The sequence below is a fragment of the Pseudovibrio sp. Alg231-02 genome (genome assembly GCF_900143565.1).
Classification (GTDB): Bacteria; Pseudomonadota; Alphaproteobacteria; order Rhizobiales; family Stappiaceae; genus Pseudovibrio.
In genome coordinates this window covers 201,848-225,868 of sequence record NZ_FREX01000008.1, presented here as the reverse complement: position 1 = coordinate 225,868, position 24,021 = coordinate 201,848, and the positions used below count along the sequence as shown (strand labels likewise).

Genomic DNA, 24,021 nt, shown 5'->3' with positions numbered 1-24,021 from the left:
CTACTAAGCAAGTTCTTCAGGCAGAAGCTCGTCGCCGTCTCCACCCTTGGCTTTTTTGCCGCCGGAGCTGATCTGCTTGAACAGCAAATAGCCAACGCCACCAATCAACAGCAGCAGCACGACGCCCACGGCGCCAAGGATCTGCCAGAACATACCGGCGTCATCGCGTGCAATGCGCAAGCCCGGGAACACGGCCTCATACTCTTGCGCTGAGCGCTGTGAGAATGGTTTCAGCTCACGTGCAGGAACAAGCGCAACAGAAACGCTGGCGTATTCAACACCCTCAATCGCATTACTGACCAAGCGCTTGATCTGAGGGATCAGAAATTCAATATCGAACTCCGGGCGATGCTTGATGAAGATCGCAGCAGAAGATGGCTTCACCTCTTCGCCAAGATCCGCTTTTTCCGGCAAAACGATGTGAACGCGGGCAGAAACAATACCATCGATCTCGGTAATGGTCTCAGCCACTTCCTCACTCAACGCGTAGATAAAGCGAATACGCTCCTCAAATGGCGAGGAGATAATGCCGGATTTCTGGAAGACCTGACCGAGCGTGTCACGCGTACGTTTCGGCAAACCATTCGCATTCAAAATTGTGACGGCACGCTGAATATCGTCGTCATCCACCTGCAAGGTGACAAGACCATCTCCCAGACCAACTTTCTGAGCAGACACACCATTTTCCAGCAGCAGGCTGAGCATGGTGTTTGCCTCCTGCTCAGAAAGGTTGGTGTAAAGATCTGTGTTGCAGGCGGCCAAACCAATCACCATGCCCACAATTGTAATAAAACGCCGAATATTCATTTAGACTTTCACTATACCTACTGAATGCGCAGTCTTAATCAACGCATCAAAGCGTCCAAGCCTTGCGTGGTTTTGCCTGCAATTTTCGAGCTCACATCAACCAGCAAAGAGTAGTTCGCCACTTCGATCTGCATGTTGATCAGCTTGTCAAAGTGACTGAGTTTGCCACCTTCAGAAATTGCATTGATGTTGGAACTGGTCTCGGCAAAAACACCCCTGACCTTGGCCAACCCGTCAATAACGAAGTTACTGTCCGTCGGATTGACGGAAGCAATTTGTGTTGGTGATGAAACAGCTGCCACGTTCTGGGCAGCATTAACTTGCTCCACTCCGCCAATGACCACATTGCCATTTACGATTTGCCCGGCCACAGGCGGTTGCACGCCCCCGGCAGCATTGAGTGCTGTCTGGAACTGGTCCTCAAGACCGGTAACATCGCCTGTTGAACCACCGGCGGACGGGGCTCCACCCTGCAGCGCCTGCTGCAGTTGAGAGGTGAGTGCGCTGTCCAATACTGTTGCCATGAATGCTCCTCACGTATTACTGAAACTAAGGTAAACTGAGCCGGAACGCCCCTTAACGGGACATCATCGCGCTTACTGGATTGGCAAGTTCGTCTCTGGAGGACAGAGCCTGCGCAGCAATTTCCGCGCACGGCGTACCAGCTGCCATCTCACAAACTTCGCTCAGGATTTCGCAGGCCGTATCAATCTCGCCCTTACGCAGCAACGCCAGTCCGCGATAGGTCTGGATGGTATCTGTCGGCGGTGCGTTTTCCAGACAGAGCAAGGCTTCATCTACATTGCCGCGCGTCATTGCAGCAAGGCTTCGGCCCAGAGGCCCTGCCTCCTGATCCGGTCGCATCACCTGGAATGCTTTGAAAATGGAGTCAGCATGTTCTGCAAGACCATAGGAGACAGCAATAAAACCAAGCTCCGCGAGCACCTTTACGGTTTCACTATCAAAATCTTCTGCGTTCATTCCACCCTCACTCCAAAGCTTGCATGCGACCTGCTACATTCAAAGAGCAAGCCGCATACGAATTCTTGTTGTCAGTTGATCGAATAGATTTCGCTATTCAAACCTAACGATTATTGAAGAGAGGCATCCCGCTTTGGCGGAACTGGTGAAATGTCACCAGCTGCTGGCTTGGGCAATGGAGCCGGTCTTCCGTCCCTCGTTAGATTTCCGTAGATCGCCTGATCATCACCAAGAAGCACATCAGAATACTCACTGCTGTTCTCTACAGCACTCTCCACCCCTGAATTTACGTAGAGCGGTTCATTGTTCACAGTGCTCACCTTCTCTCCCCAGCGAGAATCGGCCTGAGACTGATCGATAGTCGCGTAAGTCTCATCAAGCAGGAAACTGCCCGGCTCTGCCAACGGTCCAGTGTTGAAGTTTAGCTTGTTGTATGGATTCTCATTCTCGATGACCTGATGATCGATATCAGCCAGAACGCCAGCAGCTTCCCTACGCTCATTTGCTGCGGCTTCTCGCAACTGATTTGGCGTGTAATGCCTAAGGATCGGCGCACCTTCTTTATCACCACCACGCTTGTTTACAGCAGCATACTGCTGATCCCCAAGCTCTGGCTTATTCAGATCGCCTTCAAAGCGAACAGTTGCATACTCTTCTTCGTCAGGCACACCTTCCCCGCCAAGCAAGCTATATCCGTCACCCGACACATCAGAGTAAGCTGAGCCGTAAAGTGAGTTAGGCAGAACAAGCGAACCATCAGTATCAATGAAATGACCAGGCCCACTGTTCACGGAAATCTGCTCATAGGTACTCGCATCAGAAAGAGCATCTGCAACCAAAGACTTGATCGTCGTGCTCAATTCTTGCAGTGCTCCAAAACGCACGTCATTGCTGTGATATGTTGGGTTGTTTTTAACCTTCTCGAAGGCCTCCGTCAGAATATCATCCGTCTTCGCTTGATGGTTTTGAAGCCCACCTTTATCCAAACCTGCAGAGATCTCATTCTTTGCCAACTGTGAAAAGACATGCCAGTTGTTCAGCTTTTTGTCGTGGGTTTGCAAAGCATTCCCAAACAGTTTGCCACCAGTCAGCTTGGCCAAACTTGCTTTGGAAACCTTACTACTTCCGTCTTTTGTCTCTGCACTGTAGATGGTTTCACCATCTATGACGTCACCACCAGTAACGCGAACCTGCGCATTTTCTTTAACGAACTCCCTGTTCGCCGGGTGATCAATCTGCGCCAAAACATCAGATAATTGGCTACTACTGGAGAAGCTAACTCCGGTCATTATTGCCTCCGCATTCCATAAGCCTCGAACGGCTCGTTACCTGTAAATTCTTGAGCTTAGAATGCACGTTTGAGACATACAGCTGAGTGTCGTTGGTCACAGCCAACGATGTTTCCTGCAGAAAAAACATCAAAACACGATTTGGTTATTCCTCGTTATCTCAATAACTTAGCGTTAAGTGTCAAACAGCACAAAGGCCGATCCATTCAGAACCGGCCTCTCAGAAATAGATGACGTATGAAGGGTGAGAGTTAAGCAACCGCCATCTGACGGGCAATTGCTCTCATCTCAAGCTCTTCCCAGACCCGCATTTGCTCATTAAAGCTGCGCATCTGATCGTTAGAAGCCGAGATACTCTCCCTATCTGCAGATCCGAACGTTTTGATCATAATTTCAGCCAGAACCTCATCAGATGTTTCGTCCTGAACGCAGCCACTGGTCCGCACGAGGTACGCCAACCCAAGCTCAATCTTCTCCTCCGCGTCATCAAATATCTTCGCTGCAATGGAAAAGACCGGAGCCGATGGAAGTACATCCATGACGATGGCATTAATGCGTGTGAGCTCACCAAAACTCAAAGCAGCTTCTGAAGGCCCTCTATCACCAAACGCCTGCTGAATGATTGCCATCATGTACTCAAATACATCGCAATCATGCGCTTTGATCTGGTTTTCAATCAGGACTTCAAAATCATACCAGGTCCCGGCATCTTCAACATCATGCACTTGCTGCTCAAATGCCTCTGCTTTTGCAGTCAAAAACCTGCCTCTGACACCAAGCTTTCCTACCATTTTCCAGAGAGGCTGAGAGAGACTGAAAGCACGCGGTTTCACCAGCTTGGTTTGAAAGACAAGCTCATCTTCAGTTCGCCCCCGTGCCTTTTTCAGCGGAGGAATAACAAGATCAGACTTTCGAATTTTCAGATCGTGTTCACTACTGAGAAGTGCATTCAGCAGATCGTTAAGTGTTGGCCTTGAAGGAAGAACAAGGTCAATCATAAAGCATCATTCCAGTTTTGTTGTTATTGTGTTGGCGCAGCTGAAGCACTGCGAACCGTGCGAATTGCATGTGAGTTTTTCGTCTGGTAATCCCGATCAAACGACAGCACTTTAATCCGGCGTTCTGCGACTTTGGCTTCCTGTACTTCGCGTTCAGCGGCATCATCTTCAACACCAGCAAACGCATCCTCAACACGAATTTCGTGCCCGCCATCATCGGCAACGTCACTCTCTTCACCAACCGGTGTAATCTTGGCAGCCTTGGTCTTCAGCTTGTCGCGGCTATAGGCTTTCTCGCGCACAGCTTCATCCTCATCAGGTCCACCCGTCTCCACTTCACCCTTCTCATCAAGCAACTCACGCGATTGCTGGAGGGATAGTTCAGTGGCTGAAGCCTCATTCATGCTGTTGAAGCTGGACTCAAACGCAGGCTGATCATCATGCGGCACCTCTGCAGGCAGCTGAACACCTTCCGTTGGACAAACACCTTCTCCGTGATGAGGGATGTCGCCATGCGTGCTGTCGTTACTATTCGTCGGCGATGAAGGCTGTTGCTCCAGATAATCGTCCAGATTACGCCGCCCCAACCCGGCATAAGAAAATCGGAAGTCATCATCACTGACATATCGCATCTGATTACCCGCCAGCTGAAAGCCCAGAGACGACATCAGCAACGCACTGGAAACACCAACGGTCGCCTTTGGCTCTTCCTTAAAGTTCTCGGGCAGAACAGTCACAGCCCCCTGGTTCTTCAAATAGGAACTCAGTGTCTTGAGGGAGGAGAATTTCAGCCCCTTTGGGTTGTTCTTCTCTTCCTCATAAACAAACTGGGAGATATAGCTGATGGCCTCATCAAACAGGTCCTGACGTTGATCCACGGAATCTTCATAGAGGCTCTGCGCAGCCTCATTCCTCAACAACTGATAAAACACATTCCAGTTGGAGACCTTCTGCTCTGGTCGATCTGCTTTATGCTGAAGGAAACGGGTGTGGCGCGTCACAGCGCGGCAAAGTCCAAGCACTTTTTCACTAAGCCCGTCCCCGTTTTCACGAGAGACTGTGGCCTTGTAAAGCACCTCACCATTTTTGCTCGCACTTCGGGTCAGGCTCACACGGGCATCCTGAACCGACTTGCCCGAAATAGCAGCCTCAAGGCGTGCGACCACATTGGTGTAACGATCATTTTGAGAAAAGAGGATTTCAGTCATTGTGGCCCGCTAGATACCGACAGCCGCCAAACCACCCTCCTCAGGATCAGTCACAGGATACTGTCTTCAATTTTTGGAGAAAGAAACGTTTAAGCCCCATGGAAAGAGCTAGGATTTTTAGAGGCTTATCAGGGAAGCTGGTTCAAACAGGTCATGCTCATCATCGTCAGCTGCACTTTCAGCCAACCCGCCCATTTCACGAACAATCTTCAGCCAGCCAGCCGAAACATCAGCAAATGCCAACACAAACTTGGCAAGTTTTTGAGCATCCCAGGCAACAGCACGAAGGTCATTATGCATGACCAGCGCATCGTTTTCGATCAGCACCAGACGCATACCGCCTGACTGGAAGCTCTGCGTGTTGTAAACGAGAACCAACTCTAGGATCCGGTCTCTCTGTACCGCCGTCAACTCACACAAACGCGCAGAAACACAGATACGATCGCTGTCTGTAACCAGCTTAAATTTCAATGAGAATGCATCAAGGTCAACAACACGAATAGATGGATCCTGTTCATCTTCTTGTGGTTTCACGCCTAATATCTGGCATGCATCATTGAGCAATTTATCGAGCATTGGGGTACTCCGCTTCCTTACTTTCTTGCAGACAACACTGCCAGAAAACGAAGAAACACAAAGTGCTAAACGATACAGTTTGAATAAGATGTAATCTCAATCCGCATTATTTTTCATTTATTATTCAAAAGCCTAGCAGATACGGAAAGAATGAATTTCTCTCACCATCCTACAACTTAAAAAAGAAATCCCCCAGAACACCGAAGCATTCCAGGGGACACATCTGTCAGCTCAAAGCAGCTTAGAAAGAAGACAGCTCACGGCGCAGTTTTTGCGTAATGTTCTGCAGTTCAGACTGCTTGCGAACAACACGCGGTGTAATCATCACCAACAGCTCAGTTCGCTTTGTGTCATTCGTTGTATTGTCCTTAAAGAGCTCGCCAAACACTGGGATCTTGCGCAGGATCGGCACACCAGACTCCCCCTTTTCTTTGCGCTCCTGAATAAGACCACCCAGCAAAATGGTCCGTCCGGATTCAACAACAATATCCGAGTTGATGGTTCTTGTTGCAATGGTCGGCGTCAGCGATGATTCAGTCTTGTTTTGCACCACATTACTCACCTCCTGCTGAATCTGCAGCAGAACGGAGTTGTTGGAACGAATATTCGGCTCAACCTGCAAAACAATACCGGTGTCTTTTACATCCACCTCATTGGTCACAGTCACGTTGCCATCATTACTGGAAGATTGACTGCGAGACGCAAACGGCACCTGATCGCCAATCACAAGACGCGCTTTACGACCGTCCAGAACAGTCAGATAAGGAGACGAGATCACCTTCACCTTGGTGATGTTTTGAAGCGCCTTCAACACCACATCAACCCCAACAGTATTGAGGGAAAGAGCACCACCAGCGCTAGCTGGACGAGAGGCCCCTTCTGCGACTGTACCAACACCACCCGCAAAATTACCTTTACTCAGGTACCATTGGACCCCATAGGAAAGGTTGTCATTAATGTTCACCTCAGCAATTGTCGCCTCAATCACCACCTGAGAGAGCGGAAGATCAAGTGCTTGCACGACATCACGGATATGTTTGAATTCTTTATAGGTTGAATTCACCAGCAACGCATTGTTCCGGCTATCAGCAACGATGCCTACCTTCTTGGCAACGGCAACTTTAGCACCGCGCGTCTCAGCAATATCGTCAAACAACTTATTCGCGTTGTTAAAGCGGTTGTTGATTGAATCTCCACCTGGATTTACGGAAACACCAGTAGCAGAAACCGGGAACTTGCGGGCAGAAGAGCCATTATTCTGAGCTTTTTGCTTCTGCTCATTAGCCGGCGGAGCAACAGAACCACTGCCCCCTTCACCCGCAAGGATCTGCGTGAGCTGCGTTGCAATTTCATTTGCAGGCAAATACTTCAGCGAGATGATCCGCACCTTAGGCGTATCCAGAAGATTATAATCTACTTCCTTCGTAATCCGGCGCACGCGCTGCAACATCTCGCGGCTCTGCACAGCCACAAGCAAAGACTGCTGCGCCTCAAGCGGAATAACGGTCAGCGGAGAATTGACCTGGTTTGGATAAAGCTGCTGAAACAGTGTGGTGATCTGCTTGGCAACCTGACTTGCTGAGCTTTGCTGCAGGCGCAACACAGACACAATCGTTTTGTCATTATCGCGATTGTAAAGGCTGTTCACCAACTCTTCAGCCGCACCAATATCTTCTGGTCGCGCCCGAACCGCAATCTTGTTCGATCCCTCAACTGCAACGGCAGAAGCACCAGCTGGCAGGATAGCCTGCAAAACCTTCGCCGCATCACCTGGGGAAGCTGAGCGAACAGGCAAGATCCGAAGCTTCAGATCGCCCGCAGATCCAACACCAGAAAACTGTTCAATCGCCTGAATGGTTTCAGGACGGCCAATATGGAAGATCTGGTCAATGAGCTTAAGAATATAACCATTGCGGCCCAGAAGCACACGAACCAATGATAGCATCTGGTCTTTGGCAATTGGTTTTTCCGTCTGGAACGTGACAGCACCTTCCAGCGGCTCATCAATCACATAGTTGACCTGCAAAATCCCACCCAACGTTTGCTGAATGAAATATTCCAGAGTTTCACCACGGAAGTTCAGGCGAACCACATCAGAGGTCGCCTTGGCATCACTGGATTGCGCAACGCGGATTTCCTGCCGGTTGGCGTTATTCAGCCGGGAATCTGCCAGCAAAACCTTAGCTTCTTCATCATTGAAGTAGAAAGCCGCGCCGGGTCTGCCTTTTTCCGCATTTTCACTGTTCACCCAACGGGTGTTGATCGCACGGCCCAACACGCCACGCGTATTGGATGCCAATCTTGGTTGGCCTGAAAGGGCAAGATGGTTTTCGCGCTGGTTCTCTTCTGAAAAGAACCGCTGAAGCTGGTCAGACAACCCCGCTGGTGGGGCTGTGTTATCCCATTCCTGATCAGCTGGCTGGGTTGTGGTACACCCCAACAGGATCAATGAAATAGAAAGTACCCCTGCTGTCTTGCGCAGCATTGAACTTAGTTTAGCACCAATCATTTCAAACCTATGCGTTCAGCACAAGCGCCCAACACGATCCCCGGGGCTAAACGAACCCGGGGCTATCGCACTTGTGCTGCCCGAACTTTATTCGATTACGTTAAACGCGGCCGTTATCTAAAAGCAGCTGAAGTCTGCCGGTCGTATCCGAAGTATCCTGACCAGTAACGGACTGCTCCGCCACAGAAAGTGATTTGGAGATTGAGCTGGACACATAACCAACCAAACGTAGGGCATACTCAGCTTCGAGAAGCGTCATCAAAGCCTTCTCATCCTTCACACGATCCTCAGCAAACACACGCACTTCCTCGCGCAGTTCTTCAATAATGGTGTGACGCTCATCAAACTCAGGCTTAGTCCCGTTCAGCTTGCTGGCAGCATCCGACAAAGCACCTTCCAGCGTAGACTGGCCGTGTTCGTCCATCTCACCAGTCTTCGGTGCACCAGCCATTTCCTCAAGCGCAGTGCGGAGCAAAGATTGCACCGCATCACTTTCACTCAGGTCTTCAAGTTTGACGTCCAGCTGCTGGACGGTATCAGCAAGCGCAGTCTCCACCTCACTGATCGAGGTATTGATCTGAGCAATCTCACCATTCAAACGGGCAACTTCTTTAGGATCCTGAACGAGTTCGCTATCTGGATCATCTGGATCGCTTGGCACAGTTGCTGGAAGATTTGCCAGTTCATCTTGCTTGGAGGTAAGGCTGGTCTGCAGATCAGACAACTGGCCTTCCTGTTCCTGCTGCTGCAAGTCCAAAGCCTCAATGTCAGCTGCAATATCTTCCTGCAAAGCAAGCGCCTGTAGCAGCTCAGAGCGTGCAGAACGCACCTTCTCAGATTGCCCGATCAGATTTTGCTCTTTCAGCGAGGTTTGGATTTCCTCAAACCGGGCAACAACCTGCCCGACCATCACTTCCAGATTTCCGCTGTCTGGAGGTGGCTGCAAACCAAACGCTGCCGACACCCCGACTGAGAGGAGCTGACTGGCAGACGGAATAGACTCAACACTCTTGTTCGCGGCCGGGCGAACAATCTGTGCACTGTTATCAATGGCATTGGATACAGATGAAGAACCAATTGGCGTAACTGCAGTCATCTCAGACTCCTTGAATTATCTCTCCCTATATCTCGCAGATAACCCAGAGGTCGTGTTGTGCCTTAAAACACAGAACCCGCCCTCTTATGGACATTATTGGGACAATTACGGAGTGAAAAAATGGTTACTTCCATGTGTGTGCTGAACGTACAACACCTGCAGCATCCTTCTGATCAAAAACGAAGAATGAGGTCAGCACCTAAGCAAGCTGTAGGATTGACACCTAAAGACCGCCTTAGGAAGAACTGTCGTCCCCAGAGCCAGCAGTCCGCTTCGCAAGGGCCGCTTTGAGGGCAGATAGGACACCGTCTGTGAGAAGCATGAAAGCATAAGCATAACCAGGCCGCCGCTTATGCTCATTCAACCGAGGAAGCTGCGTATAAAGGCGTTGCAGCAAATGATACCGATTCTCGATCTTCGCAATCAACTCATGCAAATCGGCAGGCGAGTAAGAGGCCACCTCAAAGGTTGTTAGCCCGATGCGGTTCTCGTCAGAAAACGTCAGGCTGGGCTTCTCGTAGGCAAACCAGCGAGACAGATCAAACTGCGCACTGTATTTGAGATACAGATGATCAGCTTCCTTCAGGCGATTGACCGTCCGGGTCGCCCGTTGTTCATACTCAAAGCGATGGTCTTGAGAGAGTACTCTGGTCCGCGCCAGTTCGGTCCCATACTGCAACGCAATCTGGCGATCCACAGACATCCTGCCAGCACCAAGCGGCTTAACACTCTCGACCTTTCGCGCAGATGTCAGCAAGCCAGCCGTAAACGACAGCTCGCGATACAGGATCCCTATATCACCGGAAATCTTGGAGAATTTCTCTGCCTGTATCGGACCAGCAAGCTCAACAACTCCGTTCTCATCCTCACCCAGATCATAGGGCAGATGTAGATAACCGGAAGTCGCAATCATGACACATCACTGTCTCGTGCAGCAGATTTTTTCTGCGCCTCCAATGCAAACGCAAGCCGCTTAGAATATTCGATGAGCTCAGGAACAGGCCGCACCTTCATCAGCTGATAAAAGCGCACCAGTTCCACAGTCGCCTCATCCAGCTCTCGTGACCACAAACAATGCTCAGCAAGCCTGAGGGCGACGGCTGGATGTGCCTCATCAAGCAGCTTTGCTTTGCGAAGCGATCTCTTGACGTCCCCCCCGCCAAGTGGCCAGTCTGCATGGCTCAACGCCAACCCAAGCCAATACTCAACATTGTTTGGATTAAGCAGACAGAGAACTTCAAACTGCTCCTTTGCAGATGCTTTTTGCTGCAGGTGCAGAGCCTGATAGGCAAACTGATAAAGAACCTTCTCCAGCTTGCCATCAGCCTTCAAAACAGCAGAGAGCCCCTGCCGGGACTTGATAGCCTCAAGAATAGCCTGCGCACTTACTTGCCCACCACCGAGCGCACGAAAAACAGCATCAAGATTGACATCTACTTCTCCCGATTGATCTTCGGAGGCGGCAGAAGCCGGAGTATTGTCTGTAACAGGTGCGAGTGGCATCGTTTATCCCCGGCCTCAAAGTTCAGAAAGTGCAGTAAGTTGAACTCAGGCGTTGTTCAGCCCGGTCAATAGCTTTTGAGCCGCCTGATGGATCTCGGCATCCTTGCGGTCCTTGGCATATGTCAAAGTGTCTTCAAGGTCTTCCTTAGCCTCGGTAATGTGACCCAAAGCAAGACAAGCAACACCAGAAAAGTAGTATGGACGCGGATTGGTCGGGTCGAGCACCATTGCAGCGGAAGCTGCCTGCACAGCAAGCGTGTACTGCTGCAACTGCACTGCACAGTTCGCCAGCCCAAGCTGCACATCCACATTGATCGGCTCAAGCAGAACAAGCCCAGTGTAGATCTCCAGCGCCTTCTCAGTCCGCCCTGTATCCATCAAGCCCTTGGCCATCACCAGACCTGGATTGATGTCATCTTTCGTAAGCCCCAGACTACGGCCAATTGCGCCTTTTGCGATTGCCTTGATGTCTTGTTCTGGAGAGTTGCCCAGTTCTGAAACGAGCTCAGTCATATCGTGCCTCTTTACGGCTTAAGAAAATAAGAAAGTTTGGGAGCGGCAGCGCAGCATTAAAGGTGAAACACCATGGCACCATCCAGCTCATCAGAAAGAGAGGTTTGCGCAGCACCCAGCAACGGATTGCCTTGATAACCACTTGGGTCCGCTGAAACCAACGGCTGATAAAGGCTCACAACAGACAAGAGCTCCTCAACCAGCCCGGTCAGCTTCTCCAGCTCTGTGTAGCCGCGAAAGCTCACCGAAAGCACAAGCTCTTCTGCGCCATCATCAGTCTTGCGTAAAACCGCCAGCGTTCTGAACTGCGACAGGCAGGCCAGATTTAAATGCAGGATATCTTCAATCTGTCGGCCTCTGGTTCCCACCGTTTCACTCAGTGAGCCAATAACCGTCGTGACTTCAATACCACCCCCATCAAGGGCATCAGAAAACACGAGTTGAACACCATCAACATTCATCGAAGCGGTGTTCTGCTCGGAGAAAATCGGTGCACCTAATCCCAGCTTTCGCCAGAGTTTATCCAAGCACCCTGAAAAGTTTAAGGAGAACACGAGAAATCCTCTCTGACATGCGCAAGATCAGCAATCAGTCGCTAAACGCGAAAAAACAGGTGTGCGTTGAGGGTAATAAACGCACACCTGCTTTTGTGGCTTAACCGCGAGTAATCGCAGCTGCCCGTTCGTTTTCGATTTCGCGAGATTCTTTCAGGAACTGAATGATCGCACGGATGATATCGTCCAGAGCTTTCTGGATAGATTCAGCCTGATCATTTTCCTTACGAACCTCTTCAGCAGCTGCTGCCAGCTCCTGAGAAATCGCTTCATCTTCTTTTGCGTTTGCCTGAGTGAACGCACTCGCACCCTGAGAGGTCGTGTTACCCAAAGTGTTGGCAACACCACCAATCGTCGCGATGGACTGTGCACGAGATCCGGATGCACTTGCGACAGCATCAAAACCTTTCGCTTGCGCACGGTAATCACCGGCACGCTGCGAATAAAAATCATTCAGCTTGCCACCCTTGCCCGGCGCAACATCAGCTGCTTTCGCATCCATCTTGCCAGCCTGCGAGTTGGCATTCGCAGAGTTCTTCGCCGCACCCAAGCCTTTTGCAGCACTACCAATCGCAACAGCAGACATCACGATGGAAACAGCAGAAGAAACAACAGTCACAACAAGACTGATAATCGCACCTGTACGGGTCTCTTCAGCTGCATCGCGGCTCTTCCCGGCCTGAGCGTGCATCTGCGTCTTCACAGTCTCACGTGCAATCAAACGGGACTCGAGCTCGTTATTGCGCTGATTGACAGCAGACTTGTAAAGAGCCTGTGCAATCAGACGAGACAGATTGCCTGTACTGTCGACCTTGTCGAGAGAACCGATTGCAACAGTCGCCGCTTCCAGACGACCCAGCGCCTCGTCCGTTGTCGCCTTGTCAAAATTCGCGCTTGCAGCAAACTGCGGCAAAGACACGAGTGACAGGAATGTTCCGTGATGCTCTGGTGGCAAAGTTGCCAGACGCGCTTCTACGCTCTGCTGGAACTCCGTTGCCCGCTCTTCAGAAACGGCAAGTTTGCCGTCCTGAAAGAAACTGGGCGGCAGATAATCACGATTGTAACTGGCACCTACGGTTGCTGACATAAATACCTCCTTTTAACCTGCAAACTTTGTTCTACCCAGCGTATCGGCACGCTCATTCATGGAACTCACGGTTCCATCCAACGCATCAGCGAACTGTTCGCCTGCCTTGGTCAGAATGGAGAGCAGCTGATCGATGATCTGACTGAGCAACTGGATAAACGCATCAAGGTCAGCGGCATCTGCTTGCAGTTCCTTGGACTGCGCAACATCCTGGCTAGCTGTGTAAGAAACAGCACCCGCTGCAATCGCACCGGCACTACTACCGATCTGAATGATCGCGGAAGTAATGGAAGAGATCGCCTGGATCATCGCGCCAACACTGCCTGCCTGAGCACCCGGAATAAAGAAGGACGCAGCAGCCAGAGTGATACCAACAACGGCTGCAACCACTTTCATGGCAATATCAACCTTCATGACGGTTTCTTCATCCGCACCAGCGGCCACTGCAATGTGTCCGGCGATACTTTGGCCAGTCGCGGCCTGCACCGTGGCATCAATGGCCATGGCAAGCTGCACCACCCCGGCAGCAATCATAAACGCCCCGACAACCTGCAGTCCTGGAATAACCGCCAGAATTGTGCCGGCCACAATGGAAATCGCCGCAGCAACCCACTGAAATGCCAGAGAGATCTTCTGCCAGATGCTGAGACCTTTTTGCTTCTTCTCAGCTTCTTCCTGCTTGCGGATAGACTCTTCAAGCTTGATCGCCTTATCCTGCAAAGCACCCTTCTGTTTCGCTTGGGTAAGACCCACTTTGTTCTTCTCAACCGCTTCCTGAGTGCCCTGCATTTTGTCCAAAACGGACGCAACAAGCACTTCAATATCCTGGAAGCTGGAAGTAGTCAGCGGAGTTTCAGGACCAACCTGAGTAAGGCTGTTTGAAAGGCGTGTAATGTGCTGCGCAAACGCAATGGTCGCAATCATCGGCGTACCACCAACAGATGCAAGTGCTCCCGGCCCAATCTTACCTGCACCTTTTACATCACCAGCTTTGCCAGCCATTTCAGAGGTCGTATCAAAAATATCGCCCAGACTGTTGCTATTCAGACCAAGGCCCAGACCTTTAGGAAGCTCCATATCTATTCTCCATGCTTAAATAATTGAGATCAAAACTATTGTCAGACCAGTTTTTGGCGTGCGCTTTTCATCATGGTTTGCGCATACTTCTTGTCGTCATAATTTTTGACGGGATCATCAAACATGCGCAGTGCGGCTTCAAACGCGTCACCAGCTTCCTGGTATTCCTTTGCAGCCAGCAGACATTCACCAAGACGCAGATACCCCTGCGGGTTGGTCGCATCCATACTGATGAAATGCAGATAGAGCTTCACGGCCATGCGAACGTCGCCCTGAATCTGATAGGTCATCGCGAGGCCATAGGTGTACTGCTCTTCCATCGGAGCAATCTGCACCAGCATAATAAAGAGCGACTTCGCCTTCTCGACCTGACCGACAGAGATGTTCCGGCGAGCCATCTCATAGACAGCTGCGAGCTCCTCCTCTGACAAACCCAGCATCTCGGATATGGAGACACCCTGCTTCATCAACTGGTAGAATTTTTCATCCTTGAAACCCAGTGAATCAAGATGCTCAACGAGCGGCTCAGCGATCTCTTTAATCGTCTCAGCAAAGAGCTCTGGTGACTGTTTGGGCATATCGAGAAGTGACATGGCGCCCTTTCTTTATCTCTGACTAATTCAGCATTTAAGAAAACAATAAAGCGCAATCAGAAGGTGTTCTGTGCCAAACAGAACACAAGAATAGGCAATACGCATTGTGCAGTGATTTTTTATGCATCACGAACATGTGAGCACAGCCAACAGGCTGATCTGCCACCAACAAAAGGCAGCTCAGTCTGCATAAGAGGAGGAAGCAAACCCTCCCCTTCGATCACAATCTGGAGTTATTGGGAGAGTTTCTGCCGGCGGTTGCCAAGATAGATATCAATCGCATCCTTAGCCTTATCAGCATCATGGAGCGTATAAAGGCAACGCGCACGAATGTAATGACGCATGGACTGCTCATCACTACGCGTATACTTACCAAACTGCTCAAGTGGATCCAGCAGGTCCAACTCCCGCAGACTTTCGAGCGCAAGGTCAAATCGGTTGAGAAGGAAAAGCAGAACCGTGCGAGCCAGAAGCACGTCTTTGGAATGATCCTCCATCACCATCATACCCTGCACCATGGTGAGCGCCTCTGCATATTTGCAGTTTTGCGTCATGATGTAGATACTGAGAAGAAGAAAGTCTCGCTGCCGACTGTTGAGCGCTGTCATCAAATTTACCCTTGCAACAACATGGCAAGGGCTGCCTGCAGGTCTTCATCAAGCAACACATCACCCATCAACAGGTCTGCAACACCTTTTAGAACACGCTGCCGTTCTCCCTGCTCACGCAAAGCTGCCGCAGCAAACAAACGCTGAAGCTCCTTGCGCATTTCGCTCAACTCAGTCGGCAAAAGAATGTCTGTTTCAGATAAATCCGGCAACAAAAGAGAAGGTAAGCGCTCATCCAGTGTCGGACGGTACAAGACCTCATTTAAGGGCCGCACTTCTGGCAAAAATACAGGAGCAAGCTTTTTGCCCTCTGGCAATTGAACCTGGTCTTCAACCTTCCAGTTGGAAACCTCATTCACGCCAATTGTAATCGATGCAACCCGCATTCCGAATCCCGTACCCAGTCAAAATAAAACGCAGCCCTGACTTACATGCCAGAGCTGCCATCACAAAAAAAAGCTTTTAAGAGAAGCCACGCGCAATCTGAATATTCAGATCAAAACTACGGCGCACAGTACCAGTCGCCTGCTCGTACGAACGGTTCTGTTCACGGTTATCCTGATTGATGTCATTGGTCAGCAACTGAGGGTTCAGAAGCGTAACCGCATCACTCAACTGCGTTGAGAAGCGCTCCCACTGCGTCCGCTTAAAGGAGTTCTTGCTTCCGTTACTATTGTTAATCATGTCATGCGTTGGCCGGGTAATATTGAATTCCTTCTCAACAGGGTGCGGCTTACCCGAAGCGAAGTCTTCAAACATATACGCAACAGCAGTACTGAACTGGCTAGGATTATCAAAAGACACAGAAAGAGAGTGCTTTTCTTTATCCGCGTCCTTTCCGGTATCATTGAACTTCTTCAGTGCTTCGTTCACAATACGCTGCATTTCCGCATAGGCCTGAGACAACTGGTTGAGCTGGGTCAGCTGCTCTGTTCTCATTGTAATGATCGCCTGCTGTTTCAAACTGGCCTGATTCTGAATGAGCGCCACCAGCGTCGGCAAATCCAACCGGGAAATTGTACCATCTGAGTTTGTGATACCACCAGCAGATAACATCTGCTGCTCAGCTTGCTTGATTGCCAGAATACGCTGCTCTTGCTCGATAAAAACAGCATAACCACGGTTGATCGAGGCATTATTATCTGGCGTTAGAACATCTCTCGAGTTCCGCGCTGGATTAGCCAGATTTGGTGTCTTCACATCAAAATAAGCATGCGCCCGCTCAAAACGCTTCACAATTTCCTGCATTTCGGTAGCCAGATCTGAACGAGCATAAATTCCGGTATTAGGAACATTATCTCTCAGCATTTCCAACTGCTTGACGTAGGCTTGCTTGTCCTCATTGAACTTATCACGGTCAGAGCTTGAAGTTTTGTTAGTCAACGTCTTGTTCTTAACGTCATTAATCTCTTTGTCGATCTGGGCCGTAATCACAGCGCGGCTGGCAGCAAGGTCTGTATCTGCATTTGGCAGCAGATCCAACAGCGGCGCAATTCTGGTCTTAAAGATGGAGTTGTTTGCCAGTCGCTCCTGCTCCGTCTTCGAGAGCTGGAAAATACGAGATTTTGTCAACTCATTCACGATGGTCACACTGCGTTTATCATCGGAGCGAATTACACCAACCTGATTGGACCCTGTACCAATGACTGTATTTCCTGACTGAATCTGCGCCTCAGTGAAATTATCGCGCAAATAACGCAGCTGAACGGCCGGATGCCAGGAGACAAATTCATGCGGTGACGGATTGCTATAGTTCGCAGGCAAGTCTTCATCAGCAACAGTATCAGCCGGATCTACCAAAACACTGGCCACATAAGCATTATACTTACTCGGGTCGGTCGCGTAGTTCGTCGTCCCTGGAATCGACAACAAGGGATTCTCAAAATCAGGATCGGCTTCCGGCAGGTTGGATAAGAAACTATCCCAAACACTGGTCTGCGTTTCTGCAGCCTGCAGCGCGGGACCTTGCTGCGCCGCTCTTTCCTGCGCACCATCACCAGCACCACCGGAGGCAGCTTTAGCCGTATCGTCATCTTTTGGAGGAGCAAGAGTATCTGGGTCTACAGTAGTAGATGAGCCTGAGCCAACACCATTAATCATTTTCATCTCCTCACATCACAAAATAAGGCGAGTACGACCCGCATTCTTTTGGGGCTTCGCAAACTGAGACCGCGCAGCACCGCTATTATTTTCGTTGTCTTTCAATCGCTTCGTGAAATGCTCAGCAATCGCGTCATACCCCTGCAAAAAGCCATCAAAGCTCTTCGAAGCAAGCAGCCCGTTAATCAAGCTCAGCGCGACCGGATCTTTCTGAACGGCAGGAAGATCAAGCAACTCCTGCAAGCTCGCAACCATCTGGTAAGACACATCTTGCCATTCATTTTCTGAAGGCCAGTTCTTATCAGCGTTACAAAGGCTTAATGCATCATCCAAATAGGCACTCAACGCGCCTGCATCACCACTTACAGTGAACTGGGGAAGCAACTCTTCCTTGCTGGATCCGGTCTTCGCCATACAACATTCCCATCAAAACACTATACGCCCTCTATAAACGGGCAGACCGGGGCACCGCTGTTCCGAACGACACACCTTCAAAATCGAAATTTAGCAATGACAGAATTAGCAAAATGGGTGAGCCCACTTGTGTCGCCCGACACAAAGCAATTTCGCTAAAAGAAGTATGAAAATGACATATTCTTATTCGTAGTATCAGCGGAGGACTTTTCAATGAGCTTAGAGGTCTTAAGATCAACGATTGCCACTCACAACGCTGAGTCGCCAGTTGGCGCTCCACTGGTTGCGGAAGCCACAGGGCAGCGCCGCGCTGAGCGCGTCATGCAGCTCAACAATCCATCTAAACTGACGGACGCCGCTGAAGAGCTTGGCCAGGCCGTATCCTCACGCCTCGACAAAAGATCACTGGAAAGCCGCTCAATCCGGCAAGGGCAAGGCGCTAACATAGAAGCAATCACACGGATTGCCGACTATTACGATAAGCTGCCTGACATGCCCTCTCAGGATAAGCTGCAAGGTTTGGTTCAGCGGTTACAGGATTACCAGCACAACCAAAGCACCAACGGTGAAGGCTCAGGACAGCTCACTCCTCAGGACGTATTCGCATTCCTGCAGCAGTTTGACGGTGACGTAACTCACCAGTATGCCGCCCTGCAGATCGCCATCGAGCACTTTGAGACCACAGGAGCAAATGATGCTCTTTTGGGAGCTCTGCTCAATGCCCGCGAATATATGGAAAGCGGTGAGACTGGTCGTGACGTGCGCGCAGGCTTTGCAGTCGCGGAACTTGCCCACGACAAAGCCGAGGATTTGGGAACAGATCCTGCAGTCATCCGTGAGCAATACCGCGACATGCTGCGTAGTGAAGCGAACTTCGGAATCATCTTCGATAAGTTCAATGACCTGATCGCACGCACACATTCAATGCATCACGACGTAAACGGCAATGAAAGCTCACCCCTCACCTCTTTTGATGATGTTGTGGACCTGTTTACAACCGCCGCAAGTCAGGGCCTGGAAATTGCAGACACACAAGATGAGCCTGCTCATCTGGAAGCGGTCCTGACCGAGCTCGGCAAACTAAAGAGCCTGCGAACCGTCTATGAGGGTGTGCATGTCGCAACCAAACTGACAGGTCGCAGCTTCTCAGAGTTCACACGTGTTGTGGAAGAGCTGGGCACGGAGAAGCTGGCAAGCTCACTGTTCCATTATCTGGGCAAAGCAGTCACATCACCTGCTGACGCACAAAGTCTTGTTGCACCACTCGCTCCTGCTGGGGCCAGCGCATCGTTGAACTACACAAACAACCTGCTTGCATTGCACCGTGAGGTTCCTGACACCATCCTCACAAACGAAAACATCCGCAATCAGCAACTCGAAACATTACTGGTACTGTCAGAGCAGCTGACGATCCTGGAAGAAGAGCAATATCAAACAGCAACTGACGCTACGCCGGTTGATAACTTCGCTCAGGTCAGCGCTGCGTCAGCTACTGTTCACTGACCCGTCATCGCTAATAAAATAGCTGCTGCAACATGAAACCAAGGAAGAACAAAGGAGAGGATTGAATGCAGTTTTCAAGTGCCATCCAGTCAAGCCTGGAAGCGTTCGCAAACAATATGAAGATCCCCTTTTCTCCGCAGATGGATGGAAGTCTGTCTTACCTCCTTTCACAATCCGGTGAACTGACGTTTACCCCTGTCGAAGGTGGCAACAGCGTCGTTGTCAGCCTTGGTCAAACCACAACGGGTGACCAGAATTCAGCAAATGAAGCTCTTTTGAGCCGAGCTGGCTTCAAACCTGAAATTGGAACCAATCTGCATACAGGGAAATCTAAAGATGGAACGTTACATCTGGCGGTTTTATACGAAGCAGGACAACTTAGCCCTGCAAAACTCGAGCAAACGGTCGATTATCTGATAGGTGAATTGAGTTCACTATAAAAACTACAATCAGTGCATGCAGGTATACACCAGTTTCAATCTTATAATGACTCACACTTGTTCACATTACGGAGGGAAATCGTGACTTTTTCGCACTTAAAATCACAATCCCGAGGGATACAGTCAATATCCATTAAAATATAAGTTAGATGATGACAGCCAGACTTGACTCGCTTATTAGCTGTCTTAATTATAGTTTTGTCCGTGTTCTGAAGCACAATTCTTCGCAATTGTGTACGAGTGAGATTGGGGTGGAATATTGGTAGAGTATAATAAGAAAAAGACGAAGTATATTTGCTCTGCGGAGACCAGTATATCTTCATCCTCTAAAATAGCTGCACTTATTTAAGTAAGAGGACACGGTACATTTCTATGGAAAAGGCAGTATATGATGCAAGCCTGGGTAGAGGCGCATCAAGAGCTCATAATACTGGCACCTCATCCTCAGGTGAAAGCAGCTGGAAAGAAAACGCAGCATTGTTTCAAGAGCTGAATGATGAATTATGTGCATCTTTAGAGCAATCAGCAATTCGCCAAACCTACTCAAACGGCGAGAACATCTATCTTCAGGAAGATGATGCTGAATTTCTTTACATCATTGAGAGTGGACATGTTCGCTTAAGTCACTTGCGCGAAGATGGATCTACCTTCCTTTATGCCATCATCACAGCAGGCCAAAGCTTCGGCGAATTAGGTGTCTTTCAGCGATCTGTTCACGCAGATACAGCTTGCGCGTTAGGAAACGTAGTCGTTCACAAAATCAGACGCTCTGCATTTCATGTCATCAACGAGCAGAGTGCCGAGATCTGTCGCGCACTGGCTGTAGTCGTAGCGAAACACTATCGCTCCTACATCGAATCGACACGCTGCTTGTCACTGCCAAGCCTCTCGGCTCGCCTGGCTCATGCGTTGTTAAGCTTGCTTGAGTCGATCGGCACACCTGCGGGCGATAACCCAAAAGACAAGTCTGTGATCTCTGGCGCAATCGTTACACAGAGTGACCTGGGTGCAATGGCGCGCGGAACACGCAGCAATATCAACCGCCGCCTGAAAGAGTGGGAGCGCGCTGGCATCATAAAAATTAAGGATCGTTCTATCACTGTGCTGAATAGGACAATGCTAGAGCGGAACTTGCTCAATAATGAGTCAAATTTTTAAAAAAGCTGGAAGCGTTGAAACAAAGGACTAACGCGTGCAAGACGAGAACACCAATAACGAGATGTATGTCACCGATCTGGAAGAGACTTTAAAAAGTCAGCAAGGTTCAGAACATGCTCGAAAACTCGAAAAGAAATTGGACGCTCTTTCCTCTTGGGTACGTGAAAAATCCGAGGAGCCTCAAACTGAGGCTGACTACCAACGTATTCAAACAGTGATAAACGGCATCACTGCTGCTCAGGACGTCCTGCGCAAGTTTCCAGTCCAGTGTTAGAGCCGCGCAAACATTAGGAGAGTCAACATGACGTCTTTTACTCAAGGCATTACAGCGTCCTACACGTCAGCAGCTCCCGAAGCACTGGCTAACAAAGCGGGCATGAATGCGCTCGACATCAGCGTCCGCTTCCAGACCGAGATGGACAAGATCAATGACAAGATCATTGAAGCGCAAAACTCCAACTTGGCTGAAACTGAAAAAATGTTCACTTTGCAGCTGCTCGTGAACACTTATACCACCATGGGTCAGACACGAACCAGCATGGTGAAGGCGCACGCCGATATGGTTAAAGCCTGCGCACGTAACATTGCCTAAACCTTTTTAAAAGGCTCTCTTCCGGTTGCCAAAGCGAGTGTGGAAGAGAGCCTTTGTATATTCAGGTCCATGAGACAGGTTCGGTCTTCCCGAACCCTGACAATCCATGGCATTTTCCAGTTCGCTTTTGGCAAATAGTCAATATGGCGAACTCCAGCGCTTGTTTAGGTGGGACGCCGAATGGGTAAACTCATCCTCAAAATTCTTGTAGGCCAACAGGCTGGCGCGGAAGTCATGCTCGAGCCGGGTGAGTATACACTTGGTTCGGACAGAAACGACGATTTGCAACTGGCAGATCTGAGCGTTGCCGCAAGCCATATGCAGCTACGCCTGCAAGACAACAAAATCGAAATCTCTGCAAAGGCAGGAGATGTCCGGACAGAAAACGGTGTCTCTCTAAGTAGTGGCAATGACGAATGGGTCGAGATTGAGCCTCTTGATGTCATCAGCATTGGTGTCATCAAAATTGCACTTGGCGCCAAAAACGCTCAATGGGCAACACTAAGCAAAGCACTGAATGCTCCCCATGAAGATGACGAGCAAACAGCAGAGAACTCTGCTGCAAACTCAATCCTTGGCGAGAATGCAAAGCACGTTGACGCGATATTCGCTCCAATTGCAAAACATCGCAAGCGCATAGCTTTTGCAACAGTTGCAAGCGCCGTCGTGCTTGGTGGTTTTTACCTCGTTGGCTCAGGCAAAATATCTCCTCGCACAGCAAGTGCCCTCCCCAATGGAGGCATTGAAGCAGTGCGTATCGCTCTGGCAGACCTCCCCTTCGCAGAAAGACTAAGCCTGCGCCAGGACGTTGACGATCAGATTTATCTGACAGGCTATGTCAGCGAACCTGTTCAGCGCCGAGCAATCACAGAAGCCGTAGAACGCACTGAAGTACCTGTCCGCTTGCGCGTTCGCGTCATCGAAACACTAAAAAAAGATATTGCCGGTTATCTGCAATCTCGCGGATCCAACGTAAGCTTCGCACTTGCGGATGACGGAGAGTTAACCCTGAGCGGTTCTGTTCTCGATAAAACAAGTGCTGACCAGCTAATCGCGGACCTACGCGGGTTGAATGGCATCTCCGGCGTAACATCAAACATCAAAACTGCAGATGATTATCTTCTGGATGTGCGCAAGCTGGCCAAGCGTGCCTTGATTGATGACACCATCATCTTCCGTCTCGACGATGAAACTCTTGAAGTCAGCGGTATCATAGCAAGCCAGGACATTGATCGCTGGTCTGGCTTCTTACGCTCATACTCCAGGCAGTACGCTACGTTTATTCCACTGCGTTCTCTCGTCAAGTTGGTACAAGAAAACGGACAGGTCGTAGATCTCAAAGCCAACTTTGATGGCGGTATTGAACCCCTGCTTGCTGCTGTTGATCCACTCACGAATGAACCGGTCGAAGAGCGCCAAACCAAAGTATTGGAACTGGCGCGGGCAATCAAACAACAAGACGGTTTTGTAGCTAGCCAACCAAATCAAAAATCTTCCAGCCGCCTCGCCAAAAGCAATGCGGCAGGACAACCCAAAACTGGCCCTGAAGCACCCGCAACGCCGCTTCAAAAAGCAACGGAACGTTTACTAAGCAGCATCGGCATTGCATCCGCTCAAGCATCAACGTCACCAACCAGTCAGCCGACAGTGTTAGAAGAAACAGATGCAGGCCAGCAGACGACAAACGGAAAGCTGGAAGCTAAAAGCGAAAAGCAACAGGGCGTAATCTCTCAAAGTAAAGCAGATGCCCGGTTCCAAAACGTCGCTCTGGACGATCCTGAGCTTAACGAAGCGGCTGAAGTCGTGTTCCTTGCTTGGATGGAATCCGCTAAGGCCAAAGGCGTGATACCTGAAGAGCTAAAAAAGAACTTCCTGCCCTTGCTTATAACGCCGCCCTCTGAGGGTCCTCTCTGCTCTGAAAATCTTTCAGTACCAGTCTCACAGATCCCTGTGACTGTACTGTGGCTCGATATCCTGAGCAGCAGCGAAAGCCTCGCTCTCACAACGTTTCCAGAGGAACGCCAGCGCTACATTCTGGAAGCTGCAGTCAATCCAGCTGCAACACGCGACTGCCTGATCAAATCAGAAAAAAGCAACAACATTGATTTGATCCCCTACTCCAACTTCATCAGAGAGAGCTTGCGAAACCCTGGTTTCATCAGCTTCCTGACGCGGGACCTTTCATCTCCGTCTCTGACTGTCACCGGAGCGAGCCTGATCGGCGAGCGTTATGTTTTGAACAGCGAAAACAAACGCTACAAAATCGGCCAGTCCATCGACCAAAGTAGCCGCCTCCTTGCTGTCGGCGAGCTGGGTGCTTTGATCCGTGAGTATGAAGGATACTCTGTCGCGATATATGGCGATCAGACAGCCTGGGTCGTCCGCGAAGCAAACGCGAGGCAGTAAGCCATCGCT

26 protein-coding genes are annotated in these 24,021 nt (G+C 50.0%); 6 read left to right on the top strand and 20 right to left on the bottom strand.

Translation table 11 applies throughout. The features are described from left to right. Positions 1–3: 3 nt before the first annotated feature. From sctJ to DHN43_RS20120, 20 genes are all read right to left on the bottom strand, one after another. On the bottom strand, positions 4–807 hold the full coding sequence (gene sctJ, locus DHN43_RS20215) for a type III secretion system inner membrane ring lipoprotein SctJ (protein ID WP_108819815.1): 804 nt from the start codon (positions 805–807) through the stop codon (positions 4–6). Between the two features lie 38 nt (positions 808–845). After that, entirely contained in the window at positions 846–1,331 is a 486-nt protein-coding gene (locus DHN43_RS20210) for a hypothetical protein (RefSeq protein ID WP_108819814.1), read from the bottom strand. Between the two features lie 52 nt (positions 1,332–1,383). Beyond that, positions 1,384–1,788: a hypothetical protein gene (locus DHN43_RS20205; protein WP_108819813.1), complete on the bottom strand. Its 405-nt coding sequence runs from the start codon at positions 1,786–1,788 to the stop codon at positions 1,384–1,386. Between the two features lie 110 nt (positions 1,789–1,898). Continuing rightward, positions 1,899–3,077, bottom strand: coding sequence for a hypothetical protein (locus tag DHN43_RS20200; protein WP_108819812.1), 1,179 nt, complete (start codon positions 3,075–3,077; stop codon positions 1,899–1,901). A 251-nt stretch (positions 3,078–3,328) separates the two neighbouring features. Further along, positions 3,329–4,075, bottom strand: coding sequence for a hypothetical protein (locus DHN43_RS20195; RefSeq protein ID WP_108819811.1), 747 nt, complete (start codon positions 4,073–4,075; stop codon positions 3,329–3,331). Between the two features lie 23 nt (positions 4,076–4,098). Beyond that, complete coding sequence (locus tag DHN43_RS20190) at positions 4,099–5,283, bottom strand: hypothetical protein (protein WP_108819810.1); 1,185 nt, start codon at positions 5,281–5,283, stop codon at positions 4,099–4,101. A 117-nt stretch (positions 5,284–5,400) separates the two neighbouring features. Further along, positions 5,401–5,859: a type III secretion system chaperone gene (locus tag DHN43_RS20185; protein ID WP_057463715.1), complete on the bottom strand. Its 459-nt coding sequence runs from the start codon at positions 5,857–5,859 to the stop codon at positions 5,401–5,403. Positions 5,860–6,100: 241 nt separating this feature from the next. Continuing rightward, positions 6,101–8,368 (bottom strand): type II secretion system secretin GspD, encoded by a 2,268-nt coding sequence (gene gspD / locus DHN43_RS20180; RefSeq protein ID WP_208988423.1) that lies wholly within the window; start codon positions 8,366–8,368, stop codon positions 6,101–6,103. A 100-nt stretch (positions 8,369–8,468) separates the two neighbouring features. Continuing rightward, on the bottom strand, positions 8,469–9,464 hold the full coding sequence (locus DHN43_RS20175; protein WP_108819809.1) for a hypothetical protein: 996 nt from the start codon (positions 9,462–9,464) through the stop codon (positions 8,469–8,471). A 235-nt stretch (positions 9,465–9,699) separates the two neighbouring features. Next, positions 9,700–10,377: a hypothetical protein gene (locus DHN43_RS20170; protein WP_108819808.1), complete on the bottom strand. Its 678-nt coding sequence runs from the start codon at positions 10,375–10,377 to the stop codon at positions 9,700–9,702. Continuing rightward, positions 10,374–10,967 (bottom strand): hypothetical protein, encoded by a 594-nt coding sequence (locus tag DHN43_RS20165; protein ID WP_108819807.1) that lies wholly within the window; start codon positions 10,965–10,967, stop codon positions 10,374–10,376. Before DHN43_RS20165 ends, DHN43_RS20170 begins: the two co-directional genes overlap by 4 nt. A gap of 45 nt (positions 10,968–11,012) precedes the next feature. After that, positions 11,013–11,480, bottom strand: coding sequence for a tetratricopeptide repeat protein (locus DHN43_RS20160; protein WP_057463711.1), 468 nt, complete (start codon positions 11,478–11,480; stop codon positions 11,013–11,015). 56 nt (positions 11,481–11,536) lie between these two features. After that, a complete protein-coding gene (locus tag DHN43_RS20155) occupies positions 11,537–12,034 on the bottom strand; it encodes a type III secretion system chaperone (protein WP_208995522.1) in 498 nt (165 codons plus the stop codon). A 100-nt stretch (positions 12,035–12,134) separates the two neighbouring features. Continuing rightward, positions 12,135–13,121, bottom strand: a complete 987-nt coding sequence (locus DHN43_RS20150) for a hypothetical protein (protein ID WP_063289320.1) — start codon at positions 13,119–13,121, stop codon at positions 12,135–12,137. Between the two features lie 12 nt (positions 13,122–13,133). Continuing rightward, on the bottom strand, positions 13,134–14,198 hold the full coding sequence (locus DHN43_RS20145) for a hypothetical protein (protein ID WP_063290617.1): 1,065 nt from the start codon (positions 14,196–14,198) through the stop codon (positions 13,134–13,136). A 41-nt stretch (positions 14,199–14,239) separates the two neighbouring features. Further along, positions 14,240–14,791: a hypothetical protein gene (locus tag DHN43_RS20140; RefSeq protein WP_063289322.1), complete on the bottom strand. Its 552-nt coding sequence runs from the start codon at positions 14,789–14,791 to the stop codon at positions 14,240–14,242. Between the two features lie 233 nt (positions 14,792–15,024). Further along, the gene (locus tag DHN43_RS20135) at positions 15,025–15,399 is read right to left on the bottom strand and encodes a hypothetical protein (RefSeq protein WP_057463707.1); all 375 of its coding nucleotides are present in this window, start codon (positions 15,397–15,399) and stop codon (positions 15,025–15,027) included. A 5-nt stretch (positions 15,400–15,404) separates the two neighbouring features. Next, complete coding sequence (locus DHN43_RS20130; RefSeq protein WP_063290616.1) at positions 15,405–15,785, bottom strand: hypothetical protein; 381 nt, start codon at positions 15,783–15,785, stop codon at positions 15,405–15,407. Between the two features lie 76 nt (positions 15,786–15,861). Then, a complete protein-coding gene (locus tag DHN43_RS20125) occupies positions 15,862–17,499 on the bottom strand; it encodes a hypothetical protein (protein ID WP_208995521.1) in 1,638 nt (545 codons plus the stop codon). 15 nt (positions 17,500–17,514) lie between these two features. Continuing rightward, positions 17,515–17,913: a hypothetical protein gene (locus DHN43_RS20120; protein WP_063319224.1), complete on the bottom strand. Its 399-nt coding sequence runs from the start codon at positions 17,911–17,913 to the stop codon at positions 17,515–17,517. Positions 17,914–18,126: 213 nt separating this feature from the next. Between DHN43_RS20120 and DHN43_RS20115 the strand changes: the two genes are divergently transcribed. The 6 genes from DHN43_RS20115 (at position 18,127) to DHN43_RS20090 (ending at position 24,012) form a co-directional block, all read left to right on the top strand. Next, a complete protein-coding gene (locus DHN43_RS20115; protein ID WP_108819804.1) occupies positions 18,127–19,416 on the top strand; it encodes an HrpJ domain-containing protein in 1,290 nt (429 codons plus the stop codon). Between the two features lie 65 nt (positions 19,417–19,481). Beyond that, a complete protein-coding gene (locus DHN43_RS20110; protein ID WP_108819803.1) occupies positions 19,482–19,856 on the top strand; it encodes a hypothetical protein in 375 nt (124 codons plus the stop codon). Positions 19,857–20,228: 372 nt separating this feature from the next. Further along, a complete protein-coding gene (locus tag DHN43_RS20105; RefSeq protein ID WP_057463702.1) occupies positions 20,229–21,014 on the top strand; it encodes a Crp/Fnr family transcriptional regulator in 786 nt (261 codons plus the stop codon). Positions 21,015–21,048: 34 nt separating this feature from the next. Beyond that, entirely contained in the window at positions 21,049–21,288 is a 240-nt protein-coding gene (locus DHN43_RS20100; protein ID WP_063307796.1) for an EscE/YscE/SsaE family type III secretion system needle protein co-chaperone, read from the top strand. 27 nt (positions 21,289–21,315) lie between these two features. Then, positions 21,316–21,606, top strand: coding sequence for a hypothetical protein (locus DHN43_RS20095; protein ID WP_063290611.1), 291 nt, complete (start codon positions 21,316–21,318; stop codon positions 21,604–21,606). 180 nt (positions 21,607–21,786) lie between these two features. Beyond that, positions 21,787–24,012, top strand: a complete 2,226-nt coding sequence (locus tag DHN43_RS20090; protein WP_108819802.1) for an FHA domain-containing protein — start codon at positions 21,787–21,789, stop codon at positions 24,010–24,012. The last annotated feature ends 9 nt before the right edge of the window (positions 24,013–24,021 follow it).

Bases quoted from the DNA above. Each gene is read 5' to 3' on its own strand.
- DHN43_RS20210 (WP_108819814.1), bottom strand. From the start codon at position 1,331: ATGGCAACAGTATTGGACAGCGCACTCACCTCTCAACTGCAGCAGGCG.
- DHN43_RS20115 (WP_108819804.1), top strand. From the start codon at position 18,127: ATGAGCTTAGAGGTCTTAAGATCAACGATTGCCACTCACAACGCTGAG.
- DHN43_RS20200 (WP_108819812.1), bottom strand. From the start codon at position 3,077: ATGACCGGAGTTAGCTTCTCCAGTAGTAGCCAATTATCTGATGTTTTG.
- DHN43_RS20170 (WP_108819808.1), bottom strand. From the start codon at position 10,377: ATGATTGCGACTTCCGGTTATCTACATCTGCCCTATGATCTGGGTGAG.
- DHN43_RS20130 (WP_063290616.1), bottom strand. From the start codon at position 15,785: ATGCGGGTTGCATCGATTACAATTGGCGTGAATGAGGTTTCCAACTGG.
- sctJ (WP_108819815.1), bottom strand. From the start codon at position 807: ATGAATATTCGGCGTTTTATTACAATTGTGGGCATGGTGATTGGTTTG.
- DHN43_RS20110 (WP_108819803.1), top strand. From the start codon at position 19,482: ATGCAGTTTTCAAGTGCCATCCAGTCAAGCCTGGAAGCGTTCGCAAAC.
- gspD (WP_208988423.1), bottom strand. From the start codon at position 8,368: ATGATTGGTGCTAAACTAAGTTCAATGCTGCGCAAGACAGCAGGGGTA.
- DHN43_RS20120 (WP_063319224.1), bottom strand. From the start codon at position 17,913: ATGGCGAAGACCGGATCCAGCAAGGAAGAGTTGCTTCCCCAGTTCACT.
- DHN43_RS20105 (WP_057463702.1), top strand. From the start codon at position 20,229: ATGGAAAAGGCAGTATATGATGCAAGCCTGGGTAGAGGCGCATCAAGA.
- DHN43_RS20145 (WP_063290617.1), bottom strand. From the start codon at position 14,198: ATGGAGCTTCCTAAAGGTCTGGGCCTTGGTCTGAATAGCAACAGTCTG.
- DHN43_RS20135 (WP_057463707.1), bottom strand. From the start codon at position 15,399: ATGACAGCGCTCAACAGTCGGCAGCGAGACTTTCTTCTTCTCAGTATC.
- DHN43_RS20205 (WP_108819813.1), bottom strand. From the start codon at position 1,788: ATGAACGCAGAAGATTTTGATAGTGAAACCGTAAAGGTGCTCGCGGAG.
- DHN43_RS20150 (WP_063289320.1), bottom strand. From the start codon at position 13,121: ATGTCAGCAACCGTAGGTGCCAGTTACAATCGTGATTATCTGCCGCCC.
- DHN43_RS20175 (WP_108819809.1), bottom strand. From the start codon at position 9,464: ATGACTGCAGTTACGCCAATTGGTTCTTCATCTGTATCCAATGCCATT.
- DHN43_RS20190 (WP_108819810.1), bottom strand. From the start codon at position 5,283: ATGACTGAAATCCTCTTTTCTCAAAATGATCGTTACACCAATGTGGTC.
- DHN43_RS20165 (WP_108819807.1), bottom strand. From the start codon at position 10,967: ATGCCACTCGCACCTGTTACAGACAATACTCCGGCTTCTGCCGCCTCC.
- DHN43_RS20185 (WP_057463715.1), bottom strand. From the start codon at position 5,859: ATGCTCGATAAATTGCTCAATGATGCATGCCAGATATTAGGCGTGAAA.
- DHN43_RS20140 (WP_063289322.1), bottom strand. From the start codon at position 14,791: ATGTCACTTCTCGATATGCCCAAACAGTCACCAGAGCTCTTTGCTGAG.
- DHN43_RS20125 (WP_208995521.1), bottom strand. From the start codon at position 17,499: ATGATTAATGGTGTTGGCTCAGGCTCATCTACTACTGTAGACCCAGAT.
- DHN43_RS20160 (WP_057463711.1), bottom strand. From the start codon at position 11,480: ATGACTGAGCTCGTTTCAGAACTGGGCAACTCTCCAGAACAAGACATC.
- DHN43_RS20195 (WP_108819811.1), bottom strand. From the start codon at position 4,075: ATGATTGACCTTGTTCTTCCTTCAAGGCCAACACTTAACGATCTGCTG.
- DHN43_RS20090 (WP_108819802.1), top strand. From the start codon at position 21,787: ATGGGTAAACTCATCCTCAAAATTCTTGTAGGCCAACAGGCTGGCGCG.
- DHN43_RS20095 (WP_063290611.1), top strand. From the start codon at position 21,316: ATGACGTCTTTTACTCAAGGCATTACAGCGTCCTACACGTCAGCAGCT.